The following is a 21,049-nucleotide window of genomic DNA, read 5'->3' on the forward strand; positions in this document are numbered from 1 at the left end:
CCGTCTCGCGTGCGGCGCTATGGCGAATCGGCCAGCGATTGCGGCCGATAAAAAAGGCGCCGGTTGCCCGGCGCCTCGATCATCGCATCTTGCCGTCAGGACGGCAGGAAGTTGATCGGATAGTTCGGATAGGTGAACGCCGGGACGTTCTTGGCGCCGAAGTTGAGCAGCTTCACACGCTGCACGACCTTGCGCTCCAGATCCGGATTGTTGAACGTGCTGGAGACGACGTGACAGTCGGTGACGCTGCCGTCCGGCGCGATCGTCAGGCTGACCACGATCTTGCCGGGGCCGACGCTGGGGTCCTCGCGCATCGCCCGGTTGAAGATCGCGTAGAACGCGCCCTTGTTGCGGTCGAAGGTCAGCTGGATTTCCTCGAGCGTACGGCCGGCGATCAGCTTGTCGCCGCCCTGGCCGGGCTTGGTCTTGTCCGGACCGGTGCCGCGCGGCGCCTTGACCGTCGTCGTACGGCGTTCGCCGAGGCCGGCGCCGGACTGCAGACGGGTCTCGCTGCCGCTGCCGGACGCGCCGATGCCGCCGCTACCGCTGGCGGCCGACGCGGCGAACTGGTCGCTCGACCCCCCTGAGGCGCCGGTGCCGGCCTGCGCCGTCAGTCGGTCATTGCGCAGCGCATGCGAAGAATCAAGGCCGTGCAGCGACTGGTCGCGCAGCTCGGCGAGCTGATCGGCCATCGCCAGCACGCCGCTGTTCTTGGCCACGGCACGGGCCTGGGCCTGCTGTTCGGCCTGGGTCGGCTGCGGTTTCGGCGGGTTGGGCGCCTTGTCCTGCTTGGGTTGCGGGGACTTGGCGGGCTGCTCCGGTGGCTTCTTCGACTCTTCCGGCTGCGGCTTCGGTTCTTCGACCTGATCGGCGACTTGCGCGTCCGGCAGGATGTTGACGTAGCGCTGCTCGGTGGTCTCGCCGCCGCCGCTCTTCAGGCCGGTCAGCTTGATCAGCGGGATGGCGATGCCGAGGATCACGAAGACGATCAGCGCCGCGCGGTAGATCTTGCGGAAGCGCCGGTCGGCGTCGTCGGTGAAGCTCCAGCCGTCGAAGGCGGTGACGAAGCTGGCGTTCATGCACCACCTCCGTCACGTTTCTCGATGACCGACAGCGAGATCTTCGCGAAGCGGGCTTCGGTGCAGGTCGCCATGACCTTCTTCAGCACCTCGTACGGAATTTCCTTGTCGGCCATGATGTTGACGTCGCCGCGCGTGACGGCTCCGGCGTCGGCGCCCTCGACGCGCATCAACGGCTTGCGCAATAGCTCGGACTTGAGTTGCGGGATGAAGCTGCCGTCGACCTTGGCGACGTCGGCGGTGTTCATCACCCGCACGTTGTCGACGAGGATGGAGTCCTTGCTGACCACCACCACCGGCACCTGCTTCGGCGCTGCGCGCACCTGTGACTGCGGCAGGTGCAGCGAGTTCGGGTTCGGCAGGATTTCCACCGCCAGTGCATTGACCAGCAGGTAGAAGACCAGGATCGCGAAGATGTCGATCAGCGAGACGACGTTCATCTCGACTTCGTGACCGGCGAGGCGGAACTTGCGCTGTGCGCGCTTGCCCATGCGCTGTCTCATGGCGCACCTCCCGCAGCGTCACCGAGCGACACGTTCGGGAACATCTCGGGCGGCAGGCCGTCGGCGCGGGCCTCGGCCGGCGTGAAGCGCGCCGTGTCCATGATGCGGATCAGGTCGTCGTACGGGATATCCGGTTCGAGCAGTAGCGTCACCGTATCCTCCGTCGGTGCCGACTTCTTGACCTGTACCAGCAGCTCCGACAGCGCCTGCAGGTTGTAGCCCTGCGGCGTGTTGTCGAGGTGACGCAGGCCGCCGTTGCGGTCGGATACATCGAGACCGTTGTGGCGCAATGTGATGGTCAGCTGCAGCGGCGGCTTGTCGGGCTTGAGGGCCTGGTCCTGCGACGGCAGGTTGAGGTCGATGACATTGAGCTTGGCGGCGGTGATCGACGAGCTGACGAGCAGGAAGAACACCAGCACGGCAAAGACGTCGATCATCGACACGATGTTCAGCGACACCGCGCGCGCCCTCATTCTCTGATGGCGTTCGAGGCGCCGCGTTCGGCGGGACGTTTTCATCCGTGAACCCCCGTTGAGATCAGGGACGGACGGATCACTTGCGCGCGGCGGCGCTGACGAACTTGGCGCAGGCGGCCTCGAGGCTGTCGACCAGCTCCGTGGTCTTGGCCTGCAGCCAGGCGTGCACGATCAGCGTCGGGATCGCGACCATCAGACCGAAGGCCGTGCAGTTCATGGCCTCGGAGATGCCGCGCGACAGCAGGTCGGCCTTTTCGGTCGGGTCGGCATTGCCGAGCGCCGCGAACGCGCCGATCAGGCCGATGACGGTGCCGAGCAGGCCGAGCAGCGTCGACATGTTCGAGAACGTCGCCAGATAGTGCGTGCGCTTCTCGACCGCCGGCAGCACTTCCATCAGCGCTTCTTCGGTGGCGGTCTCGACTTCGTTGCGGTGCGGGTCGACCTTGGCCTGCGCGGCACCGGCCTGGAAGATGCGCGCGACGGCCGATTCGCCGCCCGACGCCATCTGCTCGACCGTGACGATGTCGCCCTTGGCCAGCAGCGGGAAGGCTTCGCGCCACAGTTGTGCGTTCTCACGCTCGACGCGGCTCAGGAACAGCCAGCGTTCGATGGCGATGGCGATGCTGAGCGCCAGCACGATCGCGATCGGGTACATCATGAAGCCGCCCTTCTGGAAGAAGTGCAGGATGGTCACAAAGAAATCCATGTCGCGTTTCCTCGAGTGTTCAAGCGATACCGGGGTACAAACTGGGGAGGGGAGTGCGGCTCGTCGTTGAGCCGGGGGCGGTTCAGTTCTGTTCGGGCGTCACGACACCCTTGCTCTTCAGTGCGGTCGACAGTGCGTCGTAGTACTGCACTTGCCGCTTGAACACGACCCGATCGATGGGTAGTGCCTTTTCTTGCAAAAGCCGCGCCGGTCGGTCGATGCCCTTCTCGGCATAGGCGTCGCGCCACGGCGTAATGTATAGGCCGATCGGCGATTCGTCGCCATTGCCGACGATCGTCGTCCCACTGTCGCCCTTCCCATTGTCGGCGGCGGCCGGCTTGGCGCTGGTCGGCACGGCCGGTTCGGCGGCGGTCGGGCTGGCCGGATGACTGGTGTCGACTGCTGGCATGTCGTCCTGTTGGGCGGCGGCGACCGCGATCTGGCCGCCCAACAACAGGGCGAGCGGCAGCAGCGTGAGGCGGCGCAGGATCGGCTGGAATTCGTTCATGGCGTCTGCTGGCTGGTCGGGGCGGGCGCCGTCGGCGCATTGGCCGGCGTCGCGGCGGCGGCCGGCGGTGTCGTCGGACCGACCTGCGCCTCGAGCGCGGCGACCCAGGCCGTCACCGCCAGGTCTTCCTTCGGTGTGAGGCTCTGATATTGCTTGTACTGCTCGATCGCCGCCTGTGGCTGCTTGAGGTAGGCGTCGAGCAGGATCGCGTAGTTACGGTGCGTCATCGCATCGTCGGGCGCGGCCTGCAAGCCGCGCTCGTAGGCGAGCTTGGCCCGGTCGTAGTAACCGGCCTGGCGGTTGAGGATGCCGAGCCAGTTCCAGGCGATGACGTTATTCGGATCAAGCTGTGTGGCATGACCGAGCGCGTCGATTGCCGGCGCCACGCGGTTGGACTTCGCGTAAATGATGCCGAGGTTGACCCACGGCCCCGGAAATTGCGGGAAATCCTGGGTCAACGACAAAAAGGCCTGTTCGGCACCGCCGCGGTCGCCACCCTTGAGCTGCGTCAGCGCGGCGTCGAAGCGTGCCTGCGGATCGCCCTTGTCGGGTGGCTTCACCGCCGGTGCGGCGGGTTTGCTCGGCGGCGCGGGGCGCTCCTGCACCGGCGCGCTCGAGCACGCCGCCAGCACCAGCAGGCCGGCTGCGGCCAGTGCCTGGCGCGTCATCGCGGTCTTACTTGAGACGGTCATCGTAATCCTGCCCGCGTTCGTGCTTCTGGTACTGCGCCGGCGCCAGCGTGGCCAACTGCGCGGCGCTCTTGGCGACCCACTCGTCATAGACGCCCTGGCTGATGCGGCGCAGATTGTCCTCGTAGGTGGAGATCGCCTTCTCCTGGAACGGATCGGCCTGTTCCTCGAGCAGCAGGTTGTACTGGTCGAGTTCCAGGGCGCTGAGATTCTTCGGCCGCTCGGAGTCGAGCAGCGCGCGGCCGAAGGTCTGGTAGACCAGGCCGGTCTCGTAAGTCGCCGCCGTGGTGACATCGGCGTAGCCGTAGCTGGCCGCCTTGTCGAACCAGTTCAGCGCCTGCTGCATCGACTGCTTGCGCTGCGCCAGGCTTTGCTGCAGCGGGGCCTTGAGGGCGATCGCCTGCGTCTGCCTGGAGGCGATGCGGCCCAGCTCCAGCGCGGCACGCGCGGCCAGTGCCCGCGAGCGATCGTTGGCGCCGGCTCCGGCACGGTCGTTGACGGCGATCTGATCGCGCAGTGCGGTGCTCAGCGCTGCGGCGTCGCCGCTGCTGCGTGCGTAGTCGACGAGCTTGGCGCGGGCCTCGACGTTGCGGTCGAACGAGGCCGGGAAGTTCTGCACGTAATACGTGTAGGCGCCGCGCGCATCGGCCGGCGCCTTGCCCTGTTCGTAGAGCGTGGCCGACAGCCACGCGGCTTCTTCGCGGGTCTGCGCACTTTCGCTGTTGCGGCGGGCGATACGGCCGTAGACCGGCGCCGCCTGCAGCGGCCGGTTGTCCTTCTGATAGGCGACCGCGAGCTTCTTGTCGACGTCCGGAATCAGCTTGTGGTCCGGGAACAGCTGACGGAAGTTCTCGAGTACCGCCGCGGCGCGGCCCCAGGCCTGCATCGCGATCAGCGCGGCGGCGCCGTCGTAGTCGGCGGTGGCGCGAATCTTGGCGTTCGGCGTGACCTTGCCGACGCGCAGGAAGTTCTGCGCCGCCGTGTCCATGTCGCCGGCATCACGCGCCGCTTCGCCCTGTTTGTAGATCGACGCGGCGAGCTGCTCGACGACGTCGGCACGACCGGGGTCGTTGGCCGCCGTCAGCTTCAATTGCTCGCTGAACGCCGATTCGGCCTGCGGGTAGTGGGTGAGGGCGAACTGCGAATTGCCGGTCACGCTCCAGGCGATGCGCTGCTGCTCCGGCGTGACGTTGCCCTGCGCCTTGATCACGCGGTCGGCGACAGTGATGGCCTTGTCGTACTGCTTGAGTTCGTACAAGTCCTCGGCCGCCTGCGTCAGTACCGCATTGCGCTTGACGTGCGCCGGATAGGTGTCGGCGAGCTTGAGGCTTTCGTCGATCGCCATCTGCAGCGCCTGCGGGCGCTGCGCCTTCGGCACTTCGGTGGCGTACTGCTCGTAGGCCTGAACGGCGGCGAACGCGGCTTCCGGCGCCTTGGTGTGCGGGCGGTAGCCGTAGGCGGTCTTGCTGTATTCCTTGGCCGCTTCGAGGGTATGGCCGCCGTCGAGCAACGCGTCGCCGAGCAGGAAGTTGATATCCGGCAGCTTCGGGTCCTGCGGGTACAGCTCGATGATGCGGCGGTAGGACTTGGCGGCGACGGCGAAGCCGGCCGGCGGCTGCGGCAAGGTCTTGTGCGCGTCCTGCGCGGCGCGCAGTTCCTGCTGCGCCTGCGCGTGGTAGTACTTGGCGATGTCTTCGAGGTCGACGCGCAACGCCTTCATGACCTCCGGCGTTGCCGGCTTGCCGGCCCAGTAGGGCGCGGCCGGATCGTAGGTCGCGACGTAGCGTTCCTTTTCCTTCAGCGACAGCTGGTCGAAGCCGCCAGCGTCGTAGGCGGCGATCACGCGCGCCTGGAAGGCCGGTGCCAGCGGCGATTGCGGATAGCGCTCGATGAACGCGGCACTGGTCTTGGCGGCGTCGGTGTAGCGGCGCTTTTCGAGCATCGCGTCGCCGAGCGCGGTGTACAGCAGCGGATAGAAACGCGGGTCGCTGTGCGAGGCGAGGTAGTCGTTGAGCGCTTCGCCGCCGCCGAGCGTGGTCAGCGACAGCACGATGACGCGCAGCGAGTCCTTGGCGAGGTCGAACTTGCCCTTCGACACGCCGGCCAATGCCGCGTCCGGATCGGTGACCTCGCCGGTCGGCAGCTCACGGTCGAGGATGTCGATGAAGGTCGAGATCGCCGGGTCGTACTTGCTTTGCTTGTACAGCGACCAGCCGTACTTGTACTGCGCCTGCTCGAAGAACGGCGTGCCGTCCTTCATCGCCATGACGACGTGGTACTCGTCTTCGGCTTCGTGATAGCGCTTGAGCGTGAACAGCAGCTCGGCGCGGCGGAAGTGCGCATCGCCCGCGAGCTTGGACTCCGGCAGGCGGTCGGTCAGCTGCTTGAGCGTGGCGATCGCCGCTTCCGGTTCGCCGATGTTCTGCTGCGCGCGCGCCAGCTGATAGTAGATGCGTGCGTTGTCGGGATCGTTCGGGTGTTGCGCCAGAAGCTGGTTGTAAAGCTTCATCGACTCGCGCAGCCGTTGTTCGGACTCCGGCGTCGAGCCGCCGGCGTCGGCCATCTGCACCTGCAGATCGGCGAGGCGCCGCGTCGACTCGGTCTGGGTTGCCGCGTCCGGCTTGAGCTTGAGCAGCTCGCGGTAGTTGTCGGCGGCCTTTTGCGCGTCCGGCGCGATGTTCTCGGACTTGATGATCGGCAGCTCGTCCTGCGACGGCGCTTTTTCCTTGCCGATGGTCTGCCGGATCGGCGGCGCCGAATCCTTGACGACCTGCGGCGTGCAGGCGGACAGCGCCAGCGCGGCCTGGGCGATTGCGGCCAGCGCGAGCGCCGGCGGCAGTCGGAACCGGGAGGACGGGGTAGGGGTCATCGGGTCGGTCACGGCTTTTGCTCGCCCTGTTGGGCGCGGTCATACAGACGCGCGAGTGCGAAACGGGCCTCGATCAGATAGCGCTCGATCTGGCGCTGCTGACCGTCGAGTTCCTGCAGCGACATGTCCTGCAGCAGCTGTGCCTGATCGCGGCCGGCGGCGGTCAGCTGTTCGAGCAGATTGTTGACGCGCGACTGCAGCGCCTCCGCGCGCTCGTACGGGCCGTTGAAGCGGGTCGGCGGCGCGGCCAAAGCCAGCGGTGGCACCGGTGCGCGCACGACGGGCGCACGCACGTCGTAGGTCCCCGGCGCGGCCAGATGCGTGGCCAGGCCCAGCGTCACGCGCGTGCCGGCGTAGGCCGGCTCGGCATCGCGCAGCGCGCGGCGCAACAGGGCGTCGGCGTCGCCGGGCTCGCGGGCGGTCGACAGATAGTCATGCTGGATGCTGGCGAGTTTGTTGCGCCAGGTTTCGACGTTGCGCGTCAGCATGCGCAGGTCGCGGTAATTCTTCAGCGCTTCCTGGAAGCGGTGCGTGGCCAGCAGGTCCTGCAGGAAATAGGTTTCCGGCGCGTCGGGCAGATCGCGCAGCTTCCAGTCCCAGCCGGAGCCGGTATCGATGTCGCGACGGACGATGGTTTCGACCATGCGCCCCTGCTTGATCGAACGCACCGCCGCGTCCATGCGCTTGCGCGCATCCTCGAGCACGCCGACGGCTTTCTCGTAGTACTGTAGCGCCTCGGTATGCGCGCCGAGTTGATCGAGCGTGTAGGCGATCGCCAGCCACGCTTCCTGCACCGCCGGGTCCATCGGGTCGCGCTTCGTCAGCTCGAGCCAGGGCACGAGCGCGCGGCGCATCGCCGCCTGCGTTTCCGGATTGCGGTTGTCGCGCCGGAAGGAGGACATGCCGGTATTGTCGAAGACGTCGTGATCGAGATAGCCGCGCCGGATCAGGACGCCGAGCAGCGATATCGAAGTCTGCGCCTTTTCCCATGCGCCTTCGTCGCGTGACAGGTCCTTTTCGTTGCGTGAACCCTGCGGCGACAGCTGCGCCCAGCCCAGGCCCAGCAGTGCGCGGTTCGAGAACGGCCCCTCGACGCGGACGCGGCTCAGCACCGGCTTGGCGGTGGCGGCCTGCTGCGCCTGCAGGAATTGCCAACCCAGCGTCAGATTGGCACGGTCACGCAGGGCCAGATCATCTTCGGTGAGCGGGCGCATCTTGCCGACGTCGTCGAGCTGCGTCTGGCCCGGTGTCGGCTGGCCGCTGTTGATCAGCGCGATGCCCAGGTTGTAGCGCATGAAATCGTCGATTGACGCATCACTCTTGCGCTTCTGTAACAGGCCGGCCGCCTCACTGTATTGGCCGTCGGCCATCATCACGCGCGACATCAGGTCGACCCACTGCGAGATCAGATCCTTGGGCAGCTTTTCGCGGATGCGGTACAGCGTGGCGCGCGCCTCGGCGTTGTAGCCGCGCTCGAAATCGAGTTCGGCGAGCCGCAGGTAGGCCTCGCCCACCTTTTCAGGATCCGGATCGATCGCCGCCAGGTTGCGATACAGCGCCTCGGCGCGGTCACGCATGCCGAAGCCGAGATAGTTGTCGGCGAGCTCCCACTCGAACTCGGCCGGCATTTTCAGCGGATCGGTCTGCCCGGCCACCTGCAGCAGCGTCACGAGGGCGGAGAAATGCTCACGGTTCTTATCGAGATAGCTCGACATGCGGACCTGCGGGTCCTTGCTGCTGCCGGGCTGATAGGTCTCGACGGCCGACGCCGTCAGCGGCAGCAGCGCCGCGGCAGCCACGATCGGGAGCAGGCGCAGACGCTTCATTGTGCGGGCCGCCATTGTTTCATCGACAGTCTGGGTTTGCCGCCGAAGCGACTCTGGCGCGCGATCATGAATTCGACGTCGGTCGTCTGCGCCGACTTGTCGATCGTCGTCGAATACTGATCGGTGATCGGCGGCGAGTCCGGCTTGGCGTCGGCGTACTTGCCGGAGAAGCTGATATGCAGCTTGTGCGGGCCGGGCTGGGCCGCAACACGGAGCAGGCGCTGCGTGCTGCCCTTGGTCAGGATCGCGCGCGAGTCGAAGGCATCGTAGTGATAGGTTTCGGGCGTCTGGTCGTCGAGCGAGACCGTCACCTTGTCGAGCAGCAGGCCGGGGGCCTCGACGCTCAAATAGACGTTCAGGCGCAGATAGTCGGGCAGCACGGCGTCGACTTCGGCTTTCGACGCTTCCTTGTTGAATTCCAGGACCTCGTCCTTCAGCGCCTGAACGTTCTGATCGAGCTGTACGGCGCGGTCGTCCAGGTCCTGGGTCGCGGCGAGGACAGGAAGGCTGAACATCATGACAAGGCTTGCGCCCAGGGCCTTGTAACGGCCTCGAATTCTCGGCATCGGCGGCATGGGTCCGGTCGGGCTGGGGAGTGTAGCAAAGCGGTTCGCACAATATAGAAGCAGCAATGGGCGACAAAAGCGACTCTTTTCGCAGGCCTTTGCGTACACCGGTGTACAGCGTTGATTGCAATATGCAGGGACTGTGACGAGCGGCTCACGGCGGCTGACTTTTGTCTGTATGGGGGCTTGATTTTTTCGGCGTCTTCGGGGCGCATCGCCGTCTGCGGCGATGCGCTGCATTTCTCTCGTTTTTCGTGTTGACGCTCGAACGAGCCGCTTGTTATAAATCGCCGCAACCCACGCTACCTATCACATCGCGCGAGACGTGATCGGCGGCGTTTTGACTATTGTCAGACGCGGTACGGTCGGATGAGCGTCGCCAAATAATGATGTGGGTCTCTAGGCGGCGGCAGCGTCGCGACTTACAACTCTTTCCCAGGGGATGTTTCTCAAGATGAACAAGACTGAATTGATCGCGGCGCTGGCCGACAAGGCGGACCTGTCGAAGGCCGACGCCGGTCGTGCGGTCGACGCGTTTTTCGAAGTCGTCGGCAAGGCGCTCAAGAAGAAGGACAAGGTGTCGCTGGTCGGCTTCGGCACGTTCATGGTGCGCGAGCGCTCGGCTCGCTCGGGCCGCAACCCGAAGACCGGCGCCACCATCAAGATCAAGGCGAGCAAGACGCCGTCATTTAAGGCTGGTAAAGCGCTAAAAGACCTGGTAAAGTAGCGGTCTTTCCACGGTTGGTTGCTTGATCGGGCACATCGTCCGTCAAGGGTGCTTAGCTCAGCTGGTAGAGCGTCGCCCTTACAAGGCGAATGTCGGCGGTTCGAACCCGTCAGCACCCACCAAACAGTTTTGAAGTGGAGCGGTAGTTCAGTTGGTTAGAATACCGGCCTGTCACGCCGGGGGTCGCGGGTTCGAGTCCCGTCCGCTCCGCCACAGTAGCAACAAAAAAGGCGCCCTTCGGGGCGCCTTTTTTGTTTGTGCTCGATGATCTTGAGCGCCGCGCCGTACTCGGCGTCGCACATTCGATAAGCGACCGGCGCCCGGTATGGCGCCTTGTCTGCGTCATCGCGGTGCGTATCGTCCCTCGTCGTGCCGTCGCCATGATGTCGGCGCGCGGTCGAAAGGCCGCCAGCCTCGCCGCGATCAGCGATGGCGCTCAATTTGCTTCGTCTTCGCCGCAGTCTCATCCGTTGTCGGAACGCTCGCCCACCGGGAGCCGCGATCGTTCCGGATGAGCGCTGTCATCGGCTGCGCAGGCGCGCATCCGATGCTCATGGCGAAAATGAAGGAAAGGCAATGCGTGCTTGGGCTCTCGGCTGTGCTGCGGCGTGCGCCGCGGTTTCGTTTTCATTGATCGGTATCACGCCGGCTGCTGCCTCGACGAAGGCGGCCTACGGCGGCGGCGAAATTCTCTGGGACCAATTCGGCGTCCCGCATATCTACGCGAAGACGGAAGCCGGGGCGTTCTATGGTTTCGGCTACGCGCAGGCGCACAACCACGGCAACATCCTGTTGCAGATGTACGGTGAATCGCGCGCGCGTGGTGCCGAATACTGGGGCAGCGAGTACGAGGCGCAGGATCGCTGGCTGGTCGCCAACGATGTGCCGCAGCGCGCAATCCGCTGGTATCACGAGCAGACGCCGCAGATGCGCGCTGATCTCGACGCGTTCGCGGCCGGCATCAATGCCTATGCGCAGGCGCACCTCGACGAGATCGATCCCAAGGTTCGGCAGGTGCTGCCCATCCATGGCGTCGACGTGATGGCGCACACGCACCGCCTGATGAATTTCACGTATGTAGCGTCGGCGAAGAAAATCCTCGTCAATCCGGAAACCAACGAAGCGGGCGGCTCGAACGCCTGGGCCGTGGCGCCGTCGCGCTCGGCGAGCGGTCACGCAATGCTGCTCGCCAACCCGCACCTGCCGTGGGCGCCGGGGCCGCTGACGTATATGGAAGCGCAGCTCAATGCGCCGGGGCTGAGCATTTACGGTGCGACGCAGGTCGGCTTGCCGGTGCTGCGCTTCGGCTTCAACCACAATCTCGGCTTCACCAATACCGTCAACACCATGCTCGGCTACACGAGCTACGAGCTGACGTTGAAGGACGGCGGTTATCTGTTCGATGGCAAGGTGCTGCCGTTCCGCACCGAGCAGAAGCACTACGAGGTGAAACAGGCCGACGGCAGCGAGAAGACGGTGAGCTTCACGCAACGCTATACCGTGCAAGGGCCGGTCTTCGAACTGCCGGGCGGCAAGGAGACGATTGCGCTGAAAGTCGCCGGCCTCGATCGACCGGGGGTGCTGCAGCAGTATCTCGACATGGGCAAGGCGCAGAACTGGTCACAGTTCGAGGCGGCGCTGCGCCGCGTACAGGCGCCGATGTTCAACATCGTCTACGCCGATCGCGACGGCAACATTCTGTATCTCGACAACGGCATCCTGCCCAAGCACGCCGATGGTTCGGTCCAGCACTGGCGCGAACCGGTGCCCGGCGACACGTCGGCGACGCTGTGGAAGGACGTGTTCAGCTACGACGAACTGCCGAAGGTGTTCGATCCGGTCAGCGGCTTCGTGCAGAACGCCAACGATCCACCGTGGCTCAGCACCTGGCCGCGCGTACTCGACCCCAAGGACTATCCGGCCTATGTCGCGCCGGTCGGGCCGATGAGCCAGCGCGCGCAGATGTCGGTCAAGCTGCTCAGTGAAGGCCCGAAACTGAGCTTCGACGACTTCGTGTCGAAGAAGCTGACGACGCGGTCGCTGATGGCCGATCGCATGGTGCCGGCGCTGATGCAGGCGGCGCAGGGCAGTGACGACCCCGATATCAAAGCGGCAATTGCCTTGCTGTCGTCCTGGGATCATCGCGACGAGGCCGACAGCCGCGCGGCACTGTTGTTCGAGACCTGGGCATCGTTGTTCTCGCCACACAACTTCACCGGCCAAGACAACTATGCGGTGCCGTGGACGCTCGACGATCCGCTGCAGACGCCACGGGGACTCCAGGATCCGGCCGCGGCATTGGCGATGCTCAAGCAGGCGGTGGCGCTGACTCGCCAGCGCTATGGGGCGATCGACCGTCCGTTCGGCGAGGTTTCGCGGTTCCACCTGCGCGATGTCGATCTGCCGGGCAATGGCGGCTTCGGCAATACCGGCGTGTTCCGCACCATCACCTGGGGGCCGATGAAGGACGGCGAGCGCACGCCGCTGCACGGCGAAACCTGGATGTCGCTGGTCGAGTTCACGACCCCGCTCAAGGCCGTCGGCCTGATGAGCTACGGCAACGCGACGCAGCCGGATTCGCCGCATCGCAGCGACCAGCTGCAGTACATGGCATCGAAGACGTTCCGCACGCTGTGGATCGATCGCAGCGAGGTCGAAAAACACCTCGAGGACACCACCACGTTCTGATGGCTGCGCTGTGGTTTTTGATGAGACGCACGAGATGAAGTACGACGACGCCTATTGGCATTACAGCGGCGATTTCCCCGCGGACCTACCGCCGACGGCGGCGGCCACGCACGCCGGCATGTTCCTGGCGTGGGCGCTGCTCAGCGGACTCGGCGGCGAGCTGCACGTCATCGATTGCCCGGACAACCTGCTCAGCCTGCAGCAGCGGCGCGAGACGCCGGGGCAATTCCTGTGCCGCGCCTGCGACGAGAAATTCATCGAAGAAGACCTCAATGACGAGGGCCGAGCGTTCGCGCAGGCGTACTTCGACTTCGATAGCGGCCGCTACATGCTCGACTACGAGAACGTCCTCAGCCGTGAACTGCCTAGCCTCTATCACGTGCCCGATACCTGGGAGACCTACGCCAGCCTGAAACCGATCCTCGATCAGCGCCTCGCCGACTGGCGCACCCAGCAGCGCTGAGCGCTGTCGGCGCGTACATTCGATGCGGCGCGGCAGGCGGAGGCTGCGTTACAGTCCGCCCCAGGGAGCGGGCACAACGCCCGTCGGCTTTCGATGATCGATGGGGGCGGGTATGGGCTATCCGGTGGTCCTGGTACACGGGATGTGGTGCACCAGCGCGAGCTGGAAGCGAGTCGTCGATATTCTGTCGCCGCGCGGCTACGACTGCTACGTGCCGTCGCTGCCGGCGCACGATGACTCGACCGATCAACCGCTGCAGGTGCGGCGCCAGAGCCTGCGCGATTATCTGGACGCGATCGAACGCGGTGTCGCCGAACGCGACTTCGCGCATCCCCCGATCGTCATCGGCCACTCGATGGGCGGATTGCTCGCGCAGCAGCTGGCCACCCGCATCAAGCCCTTGGCGATGGTGCTCCTGACGCCGGCGACGCCACGCGGGATCAATGCACTGACGCCGACGGTATTCGCCGCCTTCCTGCCGTGGCTGTTGGGCGGCGCATTCTGGCGTAACCCGCACAAGCTGGGCTTCGCGCACGCGCAGCGCTACGCGTTCAATGGCGTGCCGGTCGATCGTCATCGCGCCCTGTATGAAAGTCTGGTGCATGAATCCGGACGCGCCGCTTTTGAACTCGGCCTCTGGCCACTGGATTTTTCGCGCGCCTCCCTCGTCCATTCGGCCAAGGTCGAATGTCCTGTCTACATCGTAAGCTGCGGAAAAGATCGCCTGACGCCGGCCGGGGTCGTGCGCAAGCTGATGAAGCGTTATCGGCACGCCACGCTGCGGCACTACGCCGAACGCGGGCATTGGGTGATCGACGACGACGAGACGGAGGAGATGATGCACGCGATCTGCGGCTGGCTGCGCCCCTACGAACAACGACATCTGCGTTCGGTTTCCTGACGTGTCCTTGGCGCTAGGGAAGGCGCGCTTGCCGTGGTGGATGGCGGCGGCATGCCTGGCCGTGCCGCTGATGGCGCGCGCCGCTGCCGACGACGCGTTGTCGCAGTCCATCGACACGGTCAAGCGTACGCAGCAGGCCAGCGTTGCGTCACAGCAACGCATCGACAAACTCGACGATCAGACTCGCGCGTTGCTCGAGCGCTATCGCTCGGCGATCTGGCAGACGCAGCAACTCAACGTCTACGCCGAGCAGCTCAACGAGCTGCTGCAGCAGCAGACCACGCAACTGGCCAGCCTGCAGCAGCAGATGAGCGACCTCGACCGCGCCGGCGAGGACTTGATGCCGCTGATGCTGCGCATGACCGACAGCCTCGAAAAATTCATCGCGCTCGATCTGCCGTTTCTCAAGGACGAGCGCCGCGAGCGCATCGCCAGTCTCAAGCAAGTACTGGGCGATCCGCAGGTCAATGCCGGCGAGAAATTCCGCCGCATTCTCGAGGCTTATCAGATCGAAATCGATTACGGCCGCAGCCTCGGCGTCGAGCGCCAGCAGATCGGTAGCGACACCATGGATGTGTTGCGTGTCGGTCGTGTCGCGCTCTATGCGCTGGCGCCGGATGGCGGCGATCCAAAAGTCTGGAACGCCGGCGCCAATCAGTGGGAAGACCTGCCGGGTGGCGACGCCGCGGCGATTCGCGACGGCCTGAAAATGGCGCGTGAATTGATGCCGGTGAATCTGCTCGAATTGCCGCTGCCGGCCGCCGGAGGCACGCCATGAGGCGCCTTTCGACGACACGCTGGTTGGCGGTGTTGCTGCTCTCTTTTTCGGGCCTGGCGTGGGCCGCCGAGCCGCAGGGGCTGGATGCGTTGTTGCAGCAGGTGCAGCAGGCTGCCGGCCAGGACGCCAAGCTCAATGCCGAGCGCGAGCAACGCTTTCTCGCCGACAAGAATCAGCAGGCGGCGATGGTGGGCAAGGCCGAGGCCGATCTGGCGCAAGCCAAGGCCAAGGCCGACGCCGTGCGCGCACGCTTCGCTGCCAATCAGAAGGCAATCGCCGACCTCAAGGACAAGCTCAAGGCGCGGGCTGGCGACTACATTCAAGTGCAGGGCGCGGTGAAGGAAGCGGCCGGCGCGTTTCGCGCGATCGCCAGCGAGTCCCTGGTCAGCGCGCAGGTGCCGGATCGCATGCCGACGCTCGATGCGCTGGCCGACCAGGACGGCTATCCGTCGGTCGCCGATCTCGAACACTTCTGGGTCGGTTTGCAGCAGGAGCTGGTGCAGGGCGGCCGTATCGCACGTTTCACGGCGCCGGTGGTCGATGCCGACGGCAAGCGCGAGTCGCGCGAGGTGATCCGCATCGGCAGCTTTACGGCGTTTTCCGGCGGGCACTACCTGGTTTTCGACCCACAGGCCGGTGCGCTCACCGAACTGACGCGCCAGCCCAGCCACCATTGGCGCGCGCTGGCGGCCGACTTTGCCGATGCCAAGGACGACGGCCGACATGAAGCGATGATCGACCCGTCGCACGGCAGCCTGCTCGTCCAGGAAGCGCTGCGGCCGACGTTGCGTCAGCGCATCGCGCAGGGCGGCACCATCGCCTACGTCATCATCACCATCGGCGTATTCGGTGCGGCATTGGCGGTCTGGCAGCTGGTCTTCCTGTTGCGCACCGGGCGCCGTGTGCGGGCACAGCTCGGCGATATCGGCCATCCGCGTACCGACAATCCGTTGGGCCGTGTGCTCGCGGCGTTTCGCGGCGATGCCGCGGCCGGCGTCGGCGACGGGGAGGTGCTGGAACTGCGCCTGTCGGAAGCCATTCTGCGCGAGATCCCGGCGCTCGAACGCTTCCAGCCCTTGCTGCGCCTGATCATCGCCGCCGGCCCGCTGCTCGGCCTGGTCGGCACCGTGACCGGCATGATCATCACCTTCCAGGTCATCCAGGAGCAGGGCGCCGGCGATCCGCGGCTGATGGCCGGCGGCATCTCGCAGGCGATGATCACCACCGTGCTCGGCCTCGGCGTCGCGGTGCCGATGCTGTTCATCAACGCCATCCTGTCGGCGCGGTCGCGCGTGCTGGTGCAAATCCTCGACGAGCAGAGCGCGGGTCTGTTGGCGCGGCATATCGAAACGCAGCAGGAGCAGGGCGATGCCCCGCGTGCTTGAGCTGCTGGCCTTGCCGTTCAGTTCGGTCTCGAACCTGATCGGCGCCGGTGGCTGGGTGCTGCCCTTGATCTTCATCTGCGCCTTGCTGATGTGGACGCTGATCGCCGAGCGCTGGTGGTTCTTTCGTGTGATCTATCCGGCACGGCGCGCGGCGCTGCAGGCCGAATGGCGCGCGCGTGCCGACCGGCATTCGTGGGCCGCGCGGCAGGTGCGGCAGATGCTGATCTCGCAGGCACGCGTGGCGATGGATGCGCCGCTGCCGCTGCTGCGTGTGACGGTGCCGATCGCGCCGCTGCTCGGTCTGCTCGGTACGGTGACCGGCATGCTCGAGGTCTTCGACGGCATGCTGGTCAACGGCAGCGCCGATTCGCGGACCATGGCCTTCGGCGTGTCGCACGCGATGATCGCGACGCTCGCCGGTCTGGTCGTCAGTGTCAGCGGCATGTTCTTTTTGAACCGCTTCCAGACGCGTATCGCCCGCGAGGCGGAGCGTTTTGGCGACACCCTCGAATTCGAGGCGATGCGCTGATGCGCGCCCGCCGCCACACGCATCCGCCCGACGAAACCGGCATCGATCTGGCGCCGATGCTCGACTTCGTCCTGAATCTGCTGATCTTCTTCATCATCACCAACACCTTCGTCTCCGAAGCCGGCATTCACGTCGATAGACCGGCGGCAACCACCGCAGTCAAGCAGGAACGCGCCAACGTGCTGGTCGCGGTGGCGCCGAACGGCGAGGTCTGGACCAACGGCCAGCGCGTCGACATTCGCGCGCTGCGCGCCAACCTGCAGAAGCGCCGCCAGGAGAATCCGAATGCGGCGGTCATCGTCCAGGCCGATCGCGACGCGCGCGCCGGTTTGGTCGTCGAAGTGATGGATCAGGCACGGCTGGCCGGCTTCAAGGACGTCGCGATCGCGGCGACACCGAAGTCGCAGCCCTGAGTCATGGCGGCGATGCGCTTGGCGACCGTCATGCAGGACGCGCGTTGGTCGCGCTTCGTCGTGCCGCCGCTGCTCGGCCTGTTGGTGGCGACGCTGCTGTTCTGGTGGATGTACCACCTGATCCGGCCGGCGTCGCATGGCGGGCCAGGGCCCAAGCTCATCGATCAGGTTGCGGTGGTGCCGCCGCCGGCGCAGGACGACACGCCGCCGGAGCAGGCAATCGCCAACGCACCGCCACCGCCGCCCGATGCACCGCCGTCGCTGGCCCGGCCGGATCTGCCGTCGCTGTCGGCGGCGGCGATGCCGACCGCGCCGCTCGACGTCGGCCCGGTGTCGGTGCCGGTGACGCTCGGCGGTAGCGGTTTGAGCCTGACGGGGGCCACCGGCTTTGCTGGTTTTGCCGGCAAGGGGAGTGGCGGCGGCGGAGGCGGGGGCGGGGGCGGTGACGGATTCGGCACCGGCCAGGGTTTCAAGGGCAAGCCGCTGGTGCCGCTGTCGACGGCGCGTCCGCAGATGCCGGAATGGGCCTGCAAGCAGAAAATCCGCGGCTGGGTCGAGGTCGTTTTCACGGTACTGCCGAACGGCCACGTCACCAACGTCAAGCTGGTCGACGCCAGCCCCCGCGGTGTCTTCGAGGCGGCGGCGATCGACAGTATCTCGAACTGGATCTACGAGGCGACCCAGCAGACACGCGAGGTCAAGCAGCGGGTCGAGATGAATCCGGAAGATTGCGTCTACAACTGGCAGCAATGACGCGCCCGGCCGCCATCGTCGTCGCGCTTGCGTTCGGTAGCCTGCTGGCCGTGGCGGCGCACGCTGATCAGTACCGCAGCGAACAGCGCATCGTCGAGCAAGCGCCGGCGCAGCAAAAGCCCGAGGACCCGCAGAAGCTGCTGCAGATCACCACCGATCCCTACGCCAAGGCCTTGCTGCTGCGCGACCTGGCGGCGCAGGCGGTGCAGAAGCACGACTATCAGCAGGCCGCCCAATATCTGGAACAGGCGCTCGGCCAGCACGCATTGTCCGGCCCGGCTGCCGCACAGATGCGCAATGACCTGTCGCAGCTCTACATGTCGAGTGGCGACGTGCAGAAGATGGTGCCGCAGCTCGAAGCGCAGGTGAAAAGCGGGCAGGCGTCGCCGCAGGCGCTGGCCGCGCTCGGTGCTGCCTACGTCAACCAGAAGCGCTACGCCGATGCGGCGAACCTGCTGCAGAAAGCCGGCGCCGACAAACCCGGCGCCGATCCCGGTTGGCGCCGCGCGCTGGCGGCGGCCTATATCGGCAGTGGCCGCGATCGCGAAGCGTTGCCGCTGCTTGAGCAATTGCTCAAACAAGACCCCAGCCATCGCGAGGACTGGATGCGGCTGGCGGCGGTGCAGCTCAAGGCCGACCGGCGCGACGACGCGGCGGTGACGATGGAGCTGGCCAATCGCCTCGGCTTTCTGAAGAGCGCTGACGAACAGCTCAAGCTGGTGACGCTGACTGCGCAGATCGGCGCGCCATTCGAGGCGGGATCGCTGCTCAAATCATTGATCGAGCGCAAGGCCGTGGCCGACAACACCGCCAATCGCAAGCTGCTCGCGCAGCTGTGGCTGGCGGCGCGCGAAGACAGTCTGGCGCTGCCGGCTTTGCAGGCGGTGGTCGGCCAGTCGCCGAGTGTTGCGCTGTATCAGCAGATTGCGCAGCTGCAGATGGACCGAGACGACTACGCGGCGGCGGCTGCTGCATTGCAGCAGGTGATCAAGCTCGGCAAGCCGGACGGCAAGACCTGGCTGGCGCTGGGCTTCGCGCAATACCAGCAGGCCGACGTCGAGGCGGCGCTGCAATCGTTCCAGTCGGCGCAGAAGCTGGCCGACACGCGCGAGGCAGCAAGCAAATGGGTGCAATACCTCGAATCCGGGCGTGCACGCGAGCAGGCGCTGAGCGCCGCCGCCGACCGTGCGCACCGCGCACAACAGGATGTGCAGCTCAGCGACCGGTTCGACGGCAGCGTGGCGCTGGCCAGCGGCGGCACGTCGTCGGCGGTGGCGGCCGGTGCGTCCGGGCAACTGACGCCGATCGGTGCCGACGCCGCCGGCAATGCGGCCGGCACCATTCCAGCCTGGACCGGTGGCCTGCAGCACGCGCAGTGGCCGAAGTCCTTCCGTGCCGGCCAGCGGCTCGCCGATCCGTATCCCGACGACAAGCCGCTGTTCGTCATCACCCGTGCCAATCTCGCGCAGTACCGTCCCTATCTGAGCCGCGGCCATCTCGAACTGTTCGCCAAGTATCCGGACTACCGCATGCCGGTCTATCGCACGCGGCGCAGCGTGGCCTATCCGCAGGCGATCTACGACGCCAGCCAGGCCAATATCGGCCACGCCAAGTTGACCGGCAGCGATGAACTGACCGGTGCGCATCTGGGCGTGCCGTTTCCCAAGCCGCAGTCCGGCGTCGAGATCATGTGGAATCACCGCACGCGCTTTCGCGGTAATTCGCTGGTGACGCAGTCGACACAGGCCATCGTTCAGCCCAGCGGCAGCGTTCCGGAAATGCTCAAGCAGACCGAGCGCGTCCTGTTTCGCTACGCCAACACCCAGGATCCGATTGACCTCACCCACGACAACACGCTGCTGTACTACCTGACCTGGTTCGGCAAGACGCGCAACGACATCGATTTCGTGGCGCTGGTCCACGAAACCGCCAATTCAGTGAAACAGCCGCGCAACATCTGGGTGATCCCGCCGGGTATTCCGAAGATGTTCCGCATTCCGCCGGTCGGCTACGACCAGCCGTTTCCGGGGTCGGGCGGGCTGATGTTCATCGACATGCTCGACATGTACAACGGCGCGTTCGACCGCTACGTCTGGAAGCTGGCCGGCAAGCGCGAGCTGTACATCCCGTACAACAGCTACCGGCTCAGCGACGGCCGCTATTCGTATTCGCAGCTGCTGACCCCGAAGTTCTTCAACCCGGAAGGCACGCGCTACGAGTTGCACCGCGTCTGGGTCATCGAGGCCACCGAGCGTGGCGGTACCCACCACGCGTTTGGCAAGCGCACCTTCTATGTCGATGAGGACAGCTGGAACGTGGTGCTGGTCGAAAACGAAGACCACCAAGGCAATCTGTGGCGCTTCCAGGAGGGCCACCTGCTGCCGGACTACGCGGCGCAGACCGCCAACTGTGCGCCGGTCGTCACTTACGACTTCAAGGATGGGCGCTACTTCGTCAATCGCCTGCTGGGGCAGGATCCGCCGGCCGAGGTCGACGTGCCGATGCGCAAATCCGATTTCATGCCATCCGCGGTCCGCGCCCGCTACGGCCGTTTCTGAAAATTCGGTCAGTGGTGCAACCTTTTGCCCCGCTCCGACATCCAAGGGATGAATGCGAATTTTTGCATTCACTCCCAAGTTGCCGGGGCCGCCTCATCAGCGGTGCCCGGCTCTTTTTTGCGCGAAGGGTGGCGTTGCCTACAGATAGCCGCGGATCAGCGAGCCCAGCGCCGGGATCGCGGCCTCGATTTCGCTCTCGGCACTGCCGCGCATGCGCTTGTAGGCTGATTTGAGGCCGCCGTTGCTGCTGGCGGCGACCCGACGGTCGGCCACCGACAGCAGGGCCTCCCGCGCGTCGTCGGTGTTTTTCTGCAGGAATACGGCGAAATCGCCGCCCGGCTGATTCAGAAAGCTTTCATACAAGGGTTCGAGGGCGGCGATAAACTGCGGGGCATTACGCCGCAGTGCACCATCGAGCAGATCGGGTTTGGCGGCCTTGAGCAACGACAGCCCGGTCTTCAGGCCGATGCCGCGCAGACCGCGCGTATTGGCGACATGTTGCTCGACGAGCTTGACCAGATCGGCGGCAAAGGCCTCGCGTTGTGCGGGTGCCCAGAGAATATCGTTCAGGGTTTTCACGAGTGACGGCTTATGGCATCGCGTGATGAGGGTGGCAGGAAGAAGAGTAGCAT

Annotated in this window: 20 protein-coding genes and 2 tRNA genes; 12 read left to right on the top strand and 10 right to left on the bottom strand. The window is 65.6% G+C overall.

What is annotated here, in order from left to right:
- Window positions 1-95 precede the first annotated feature (95 nt).
- From G7Y82_RS15745 to G7Y82_RS15785, 9 genes are all read right to left on the bottom strand, one after another.
- Window positions 96-1,079 (bottom strand): AgmX/PglI C-terminal domain-containing protein, encoded by a 984-nt coding sequence (locus G7Y82_RS15745; RefSeq protein ID WP_168149085.1) that lies wholly within the window; start codon window positions 1,077-1,079, stop codon window positions 96-98.
- Window positions 1,076-1,582, bottom strand: a complete 507-nt coding sequence (locus G7Y82_RS15750; RefSeq protein WP_240954341.1) for an ExbD/TolR family protein — start codon at window positions 1,580-1,582, stop codon at window positions 1,076-1,078. The genes G7Y82_RS15745 and G7Y82_RS15750 overlap by 4 nt, the downstream gene beginning before the upstream one ends.
- Window positions 1,579-2,040, bottom strand: coding sequence for an ExbD/TolR family protein (locus G7Y82_RS15755; protein ID WP_366515678.1), 462 nt, complete (start codon window positions 2,038-2,040; stop codon window positions 1,579-1,581). Before G7Y82_RS15755 ends, G7Y82_RS15750 begins: the two co-directional genes overlap by 4 nt.
- Window positions 2,041-2,134: 94 nt before the next feature.
- Window positions 2,135-2,764: a MotA/TolQ/ExbB proton channel family protein gene (locus tag G7Y82_RS15760; RefSeq protein ID WP_168149087.1), complete on the bottom strand. Its 630-nt coding sequence runs from the start codon at window positions 2,762-2,764 to the stop codon at window positions 2,135-2,137.
- Between the two features lie 82 nt (window positions 2,765-2,846).
- A complete protein-coding gene (locus tag G7Y82_RS15765) occupies window positions 2,847-3,272 on the bottom strand; it encodes a hypothetical protein (RefSeq protein WP_168149088.1) in 426 nt (141 codons plus the stop codon).
- A complete protein-coding gene (locus tag G7Y82_RS15770; protein ID WP_240954343.1) occupies window positions 3,269-3,964 on the bottom strand; it encodes a tetratricopeptide repeat protein in 696 nt (231 codons plus the stop codon). The genes G7Y82_RS15765 and G7Y82_RS15770 overlap by 4 nt, the downstream gene beginning before the upstream one ends.
- Window positions 3,948-6,842: a tetratricopeptide repeat protein gene (locus tag G7Y82_RS15775; protein WP_366515679.1), complete on the bottom strand. Its 2,895-nt coding sequence runs from the start codon at window positions 6,840-6,842 to the stop codon at window positions 3,948-3,950. The genes G7Y82_RS15770 and G7Y82_RS15775 overlap by 17 nt, the downstream gene beginning before the upstream one ends.
- Window positions 6,839-8,671: a tetratricopeptide repeat protein gene (locus G7Y82_RS15780; RefSeq protein WP_168149089.1), complete on the bottom strand. Its 1,833-nt coding sequence runs from the start codon at window positions 8,669-8,671 to the stop codon at window positions 6,839-6,841. Before G7Y82_RS15780 ends, G7Y82_RS15775 begins: the two co-directional genes overlap by 4 nt.
- The gene (locus G7Y82_RS15785; protein WP_168149090.1) at window positions 8,653-9,174 is read right to left on the bottom strand and encodes a hypothetical protein; all 522 of its coding nucleotides are present in this window, start codon (window positions 9,172-9,174) and stop codon (window positions 8,653-8,655) included. Before G7Y82_RS15785 ends, G7Y82_RS15780 begins: the two co-directional genes overlap by 19 nt.
- Before the next feature lie 502 nt (window positions 9,175-9,676).
- On the opposite strand from G7Y82_RS15785, the gene G7Y82_RS15790 reads away from it, so the two are divergent.
- From G7Y82_RS15790 to G7Y82_RS15845, 12 genes are all read left to right on the top strand, one after another.
- Window positions 9,677-9,949, top strand: coding sequence for an HU family DNA-binding protein (locus G7Y82_RS15790; protein ID WP_168149091.1), 273 nt, complete (start codon window positions 9,677-9,679; stop codon window positions 9,947-9,949).
- A 46-nt stretch (window positions 9,950-9,995) separates the two neighbouring features.
- Window positions 9,996-10,071, top strand: a tRNA-Val gene (locus G7Y82_RS15795).
- A gap of 14 nt (window positions 10,072-10,085) precedes the next feature.
- Window positions 10,086-10,162, top strand: a tRNA-Asp gene (locus tag G7Y82_RS15800).
- Window positions 10,163-10,525: 363 nt separating this feature from the next.
- The gene (locus G7Y82_RS15805) at window positions 10,526-12,637 is read left to right on the top strand and encodes a penicillin acylase family protein (RefSeq protein ID WP_168149092.1); all 2,112 of its coding nucleotides are present in this window, start codon (window positions 10,526-10,528) and stop codon (window positions 12,635-12,637) included.
- 34 nt (window positions 12,638-12,671) lie between these two features.
- The gene (locus G7Y82_RS15810; RefSeq protein ID WP_168149093.1) at window positions 12,672-13,100 is read left to right on the top strand and encodes a DUF7832 domain-containing protein; all 429 of its coding nucleotides are present in this window, start codon (window positions 12,672-12,674) and stop codon (window positions 13,098-13,100) included.
- A 100-nt stretch (window positions 13,101-13,200) separates the two neighbouring features.
- Complete coding sequence (locus tag G7Y82_RS15815) at window positions 13,201-14,001, top strand: alpha/beta hydrolase (protein ID WP_168149094.1); 801 nt, start codon at window positions 13,201-13,203, stop codon at window positions 13,999-14,001.
- A 7-nt stretch (window positions 14,002-14,008) separates the two neighbouring features.
- Entirely contained in the window at window positions 14,009-14,779 is a 771-nt protein-coding gene (locus tag G7Y82_RS15820; RefSeq protein ID WP_240954344.1) for a DUF3450 domain-containing protein, read from the top strand.
- Window positions 14,776-16,164 carry a MotA/TolQ/ExbB proton channel family protein gene (locus tag G7Y82_RS15825; RefSeq protein ID WP_168149095.1) on the top strand — a complete coding sequence of 463 codons (1,389 nt, stop codon included), beginning with the start codon at window positions 14,776-14,778 and terminating at the stop codon, window positions 16,162-16,164. The genes G7Y82_RS15820 and G7Y82_RS15825 overlap by 4 nt, the downstream gene beginning before the upstream one ends.
- Window positions 16,148-16,693 (top strand): MotA/TolQ/ExbB proton channel family protein, encoded by a 546-nt coding sequence (locus tag G7Y82_RS15830; RefSeq protein ID WP_168149096.1) that lies wholly within the window; start codon window positions 16,148-16,150, stop codon window positions 16,691-16,693. The genes G7Y82_RS15825 and G7Y82_RS15830 overlap by 17 nt, the downstream gene beginning before the upstream one ends.
- Entirely contained in the window at window positions 16,693-17,106 is a 414-nt protein-coding gene (locus G7Y82_RS15835) for an ExbD/TolR family protein (RefSeq protein ID WP_168149097.1), read from the top strand. The genes G7Y82_RS15830 and G7Y82_RS15835 overlap by 1 nt, the downstream gene beginning before the upstream one ends.
- Before the next feature lie 3 nt (window positions 17,107-17,109).
- Window positions 17,110-17,859: an energy transducer TonB gene (locus tag G7Y82_RS15840; protein ID WP_168149098.1), complete on the top strand. Its 750-nt coding sequence runs from the start codon at window positions 17,110-17,112 to the stop codon at window positions 17,857-17,859.
- Window positions 17,856-20,417, top strand: a complete 2,562-nt coding sequence (locus G7Y82_RS15845; RefSeq protein ID WP_168149099.1) for a DUF1329 domain-containing protein — start codon at window positions 17,856-17,858, stop codon at window positions 20,415-20,417. Before G7Y82_RS15840 ends, G7Y82_RS15845 begins: the two co-directional genes overlap by 4 nt.
- Window positions 20,418-20,555: 138 nt before the next feature.
- Here G7Y82_RS15845 and G7Y82_RS15850 read toward each other — a convergent pair whose 3' ends face one another.
- The gene (locus tag G7Y82_RS15850; RefSeq protein ID WP_168149100.1) at window positions 20,556-20,996 is read right to left on the bottom strand and encodes a DUF6918 family protein; all 441 of its coding nucleotides are present in this window, start codon (window positions 20,994-20,996) and stop codon (window positions 20,556-20,558) included.
- Between the last annotated feature and the right edge of the window lie 53 nt (window positions 20,997-21,049).

Origin of the sequence: Solimonas marina, assembly GCF_012241385.1 — a bacterium.
GTDB classification, from domain to species: domain Bacteria; phylum Pseudomonadota; class Gammaproteobacteria; order Nevskiales; family Nevskiaceae; genus Solimonas; species Solimonas marina.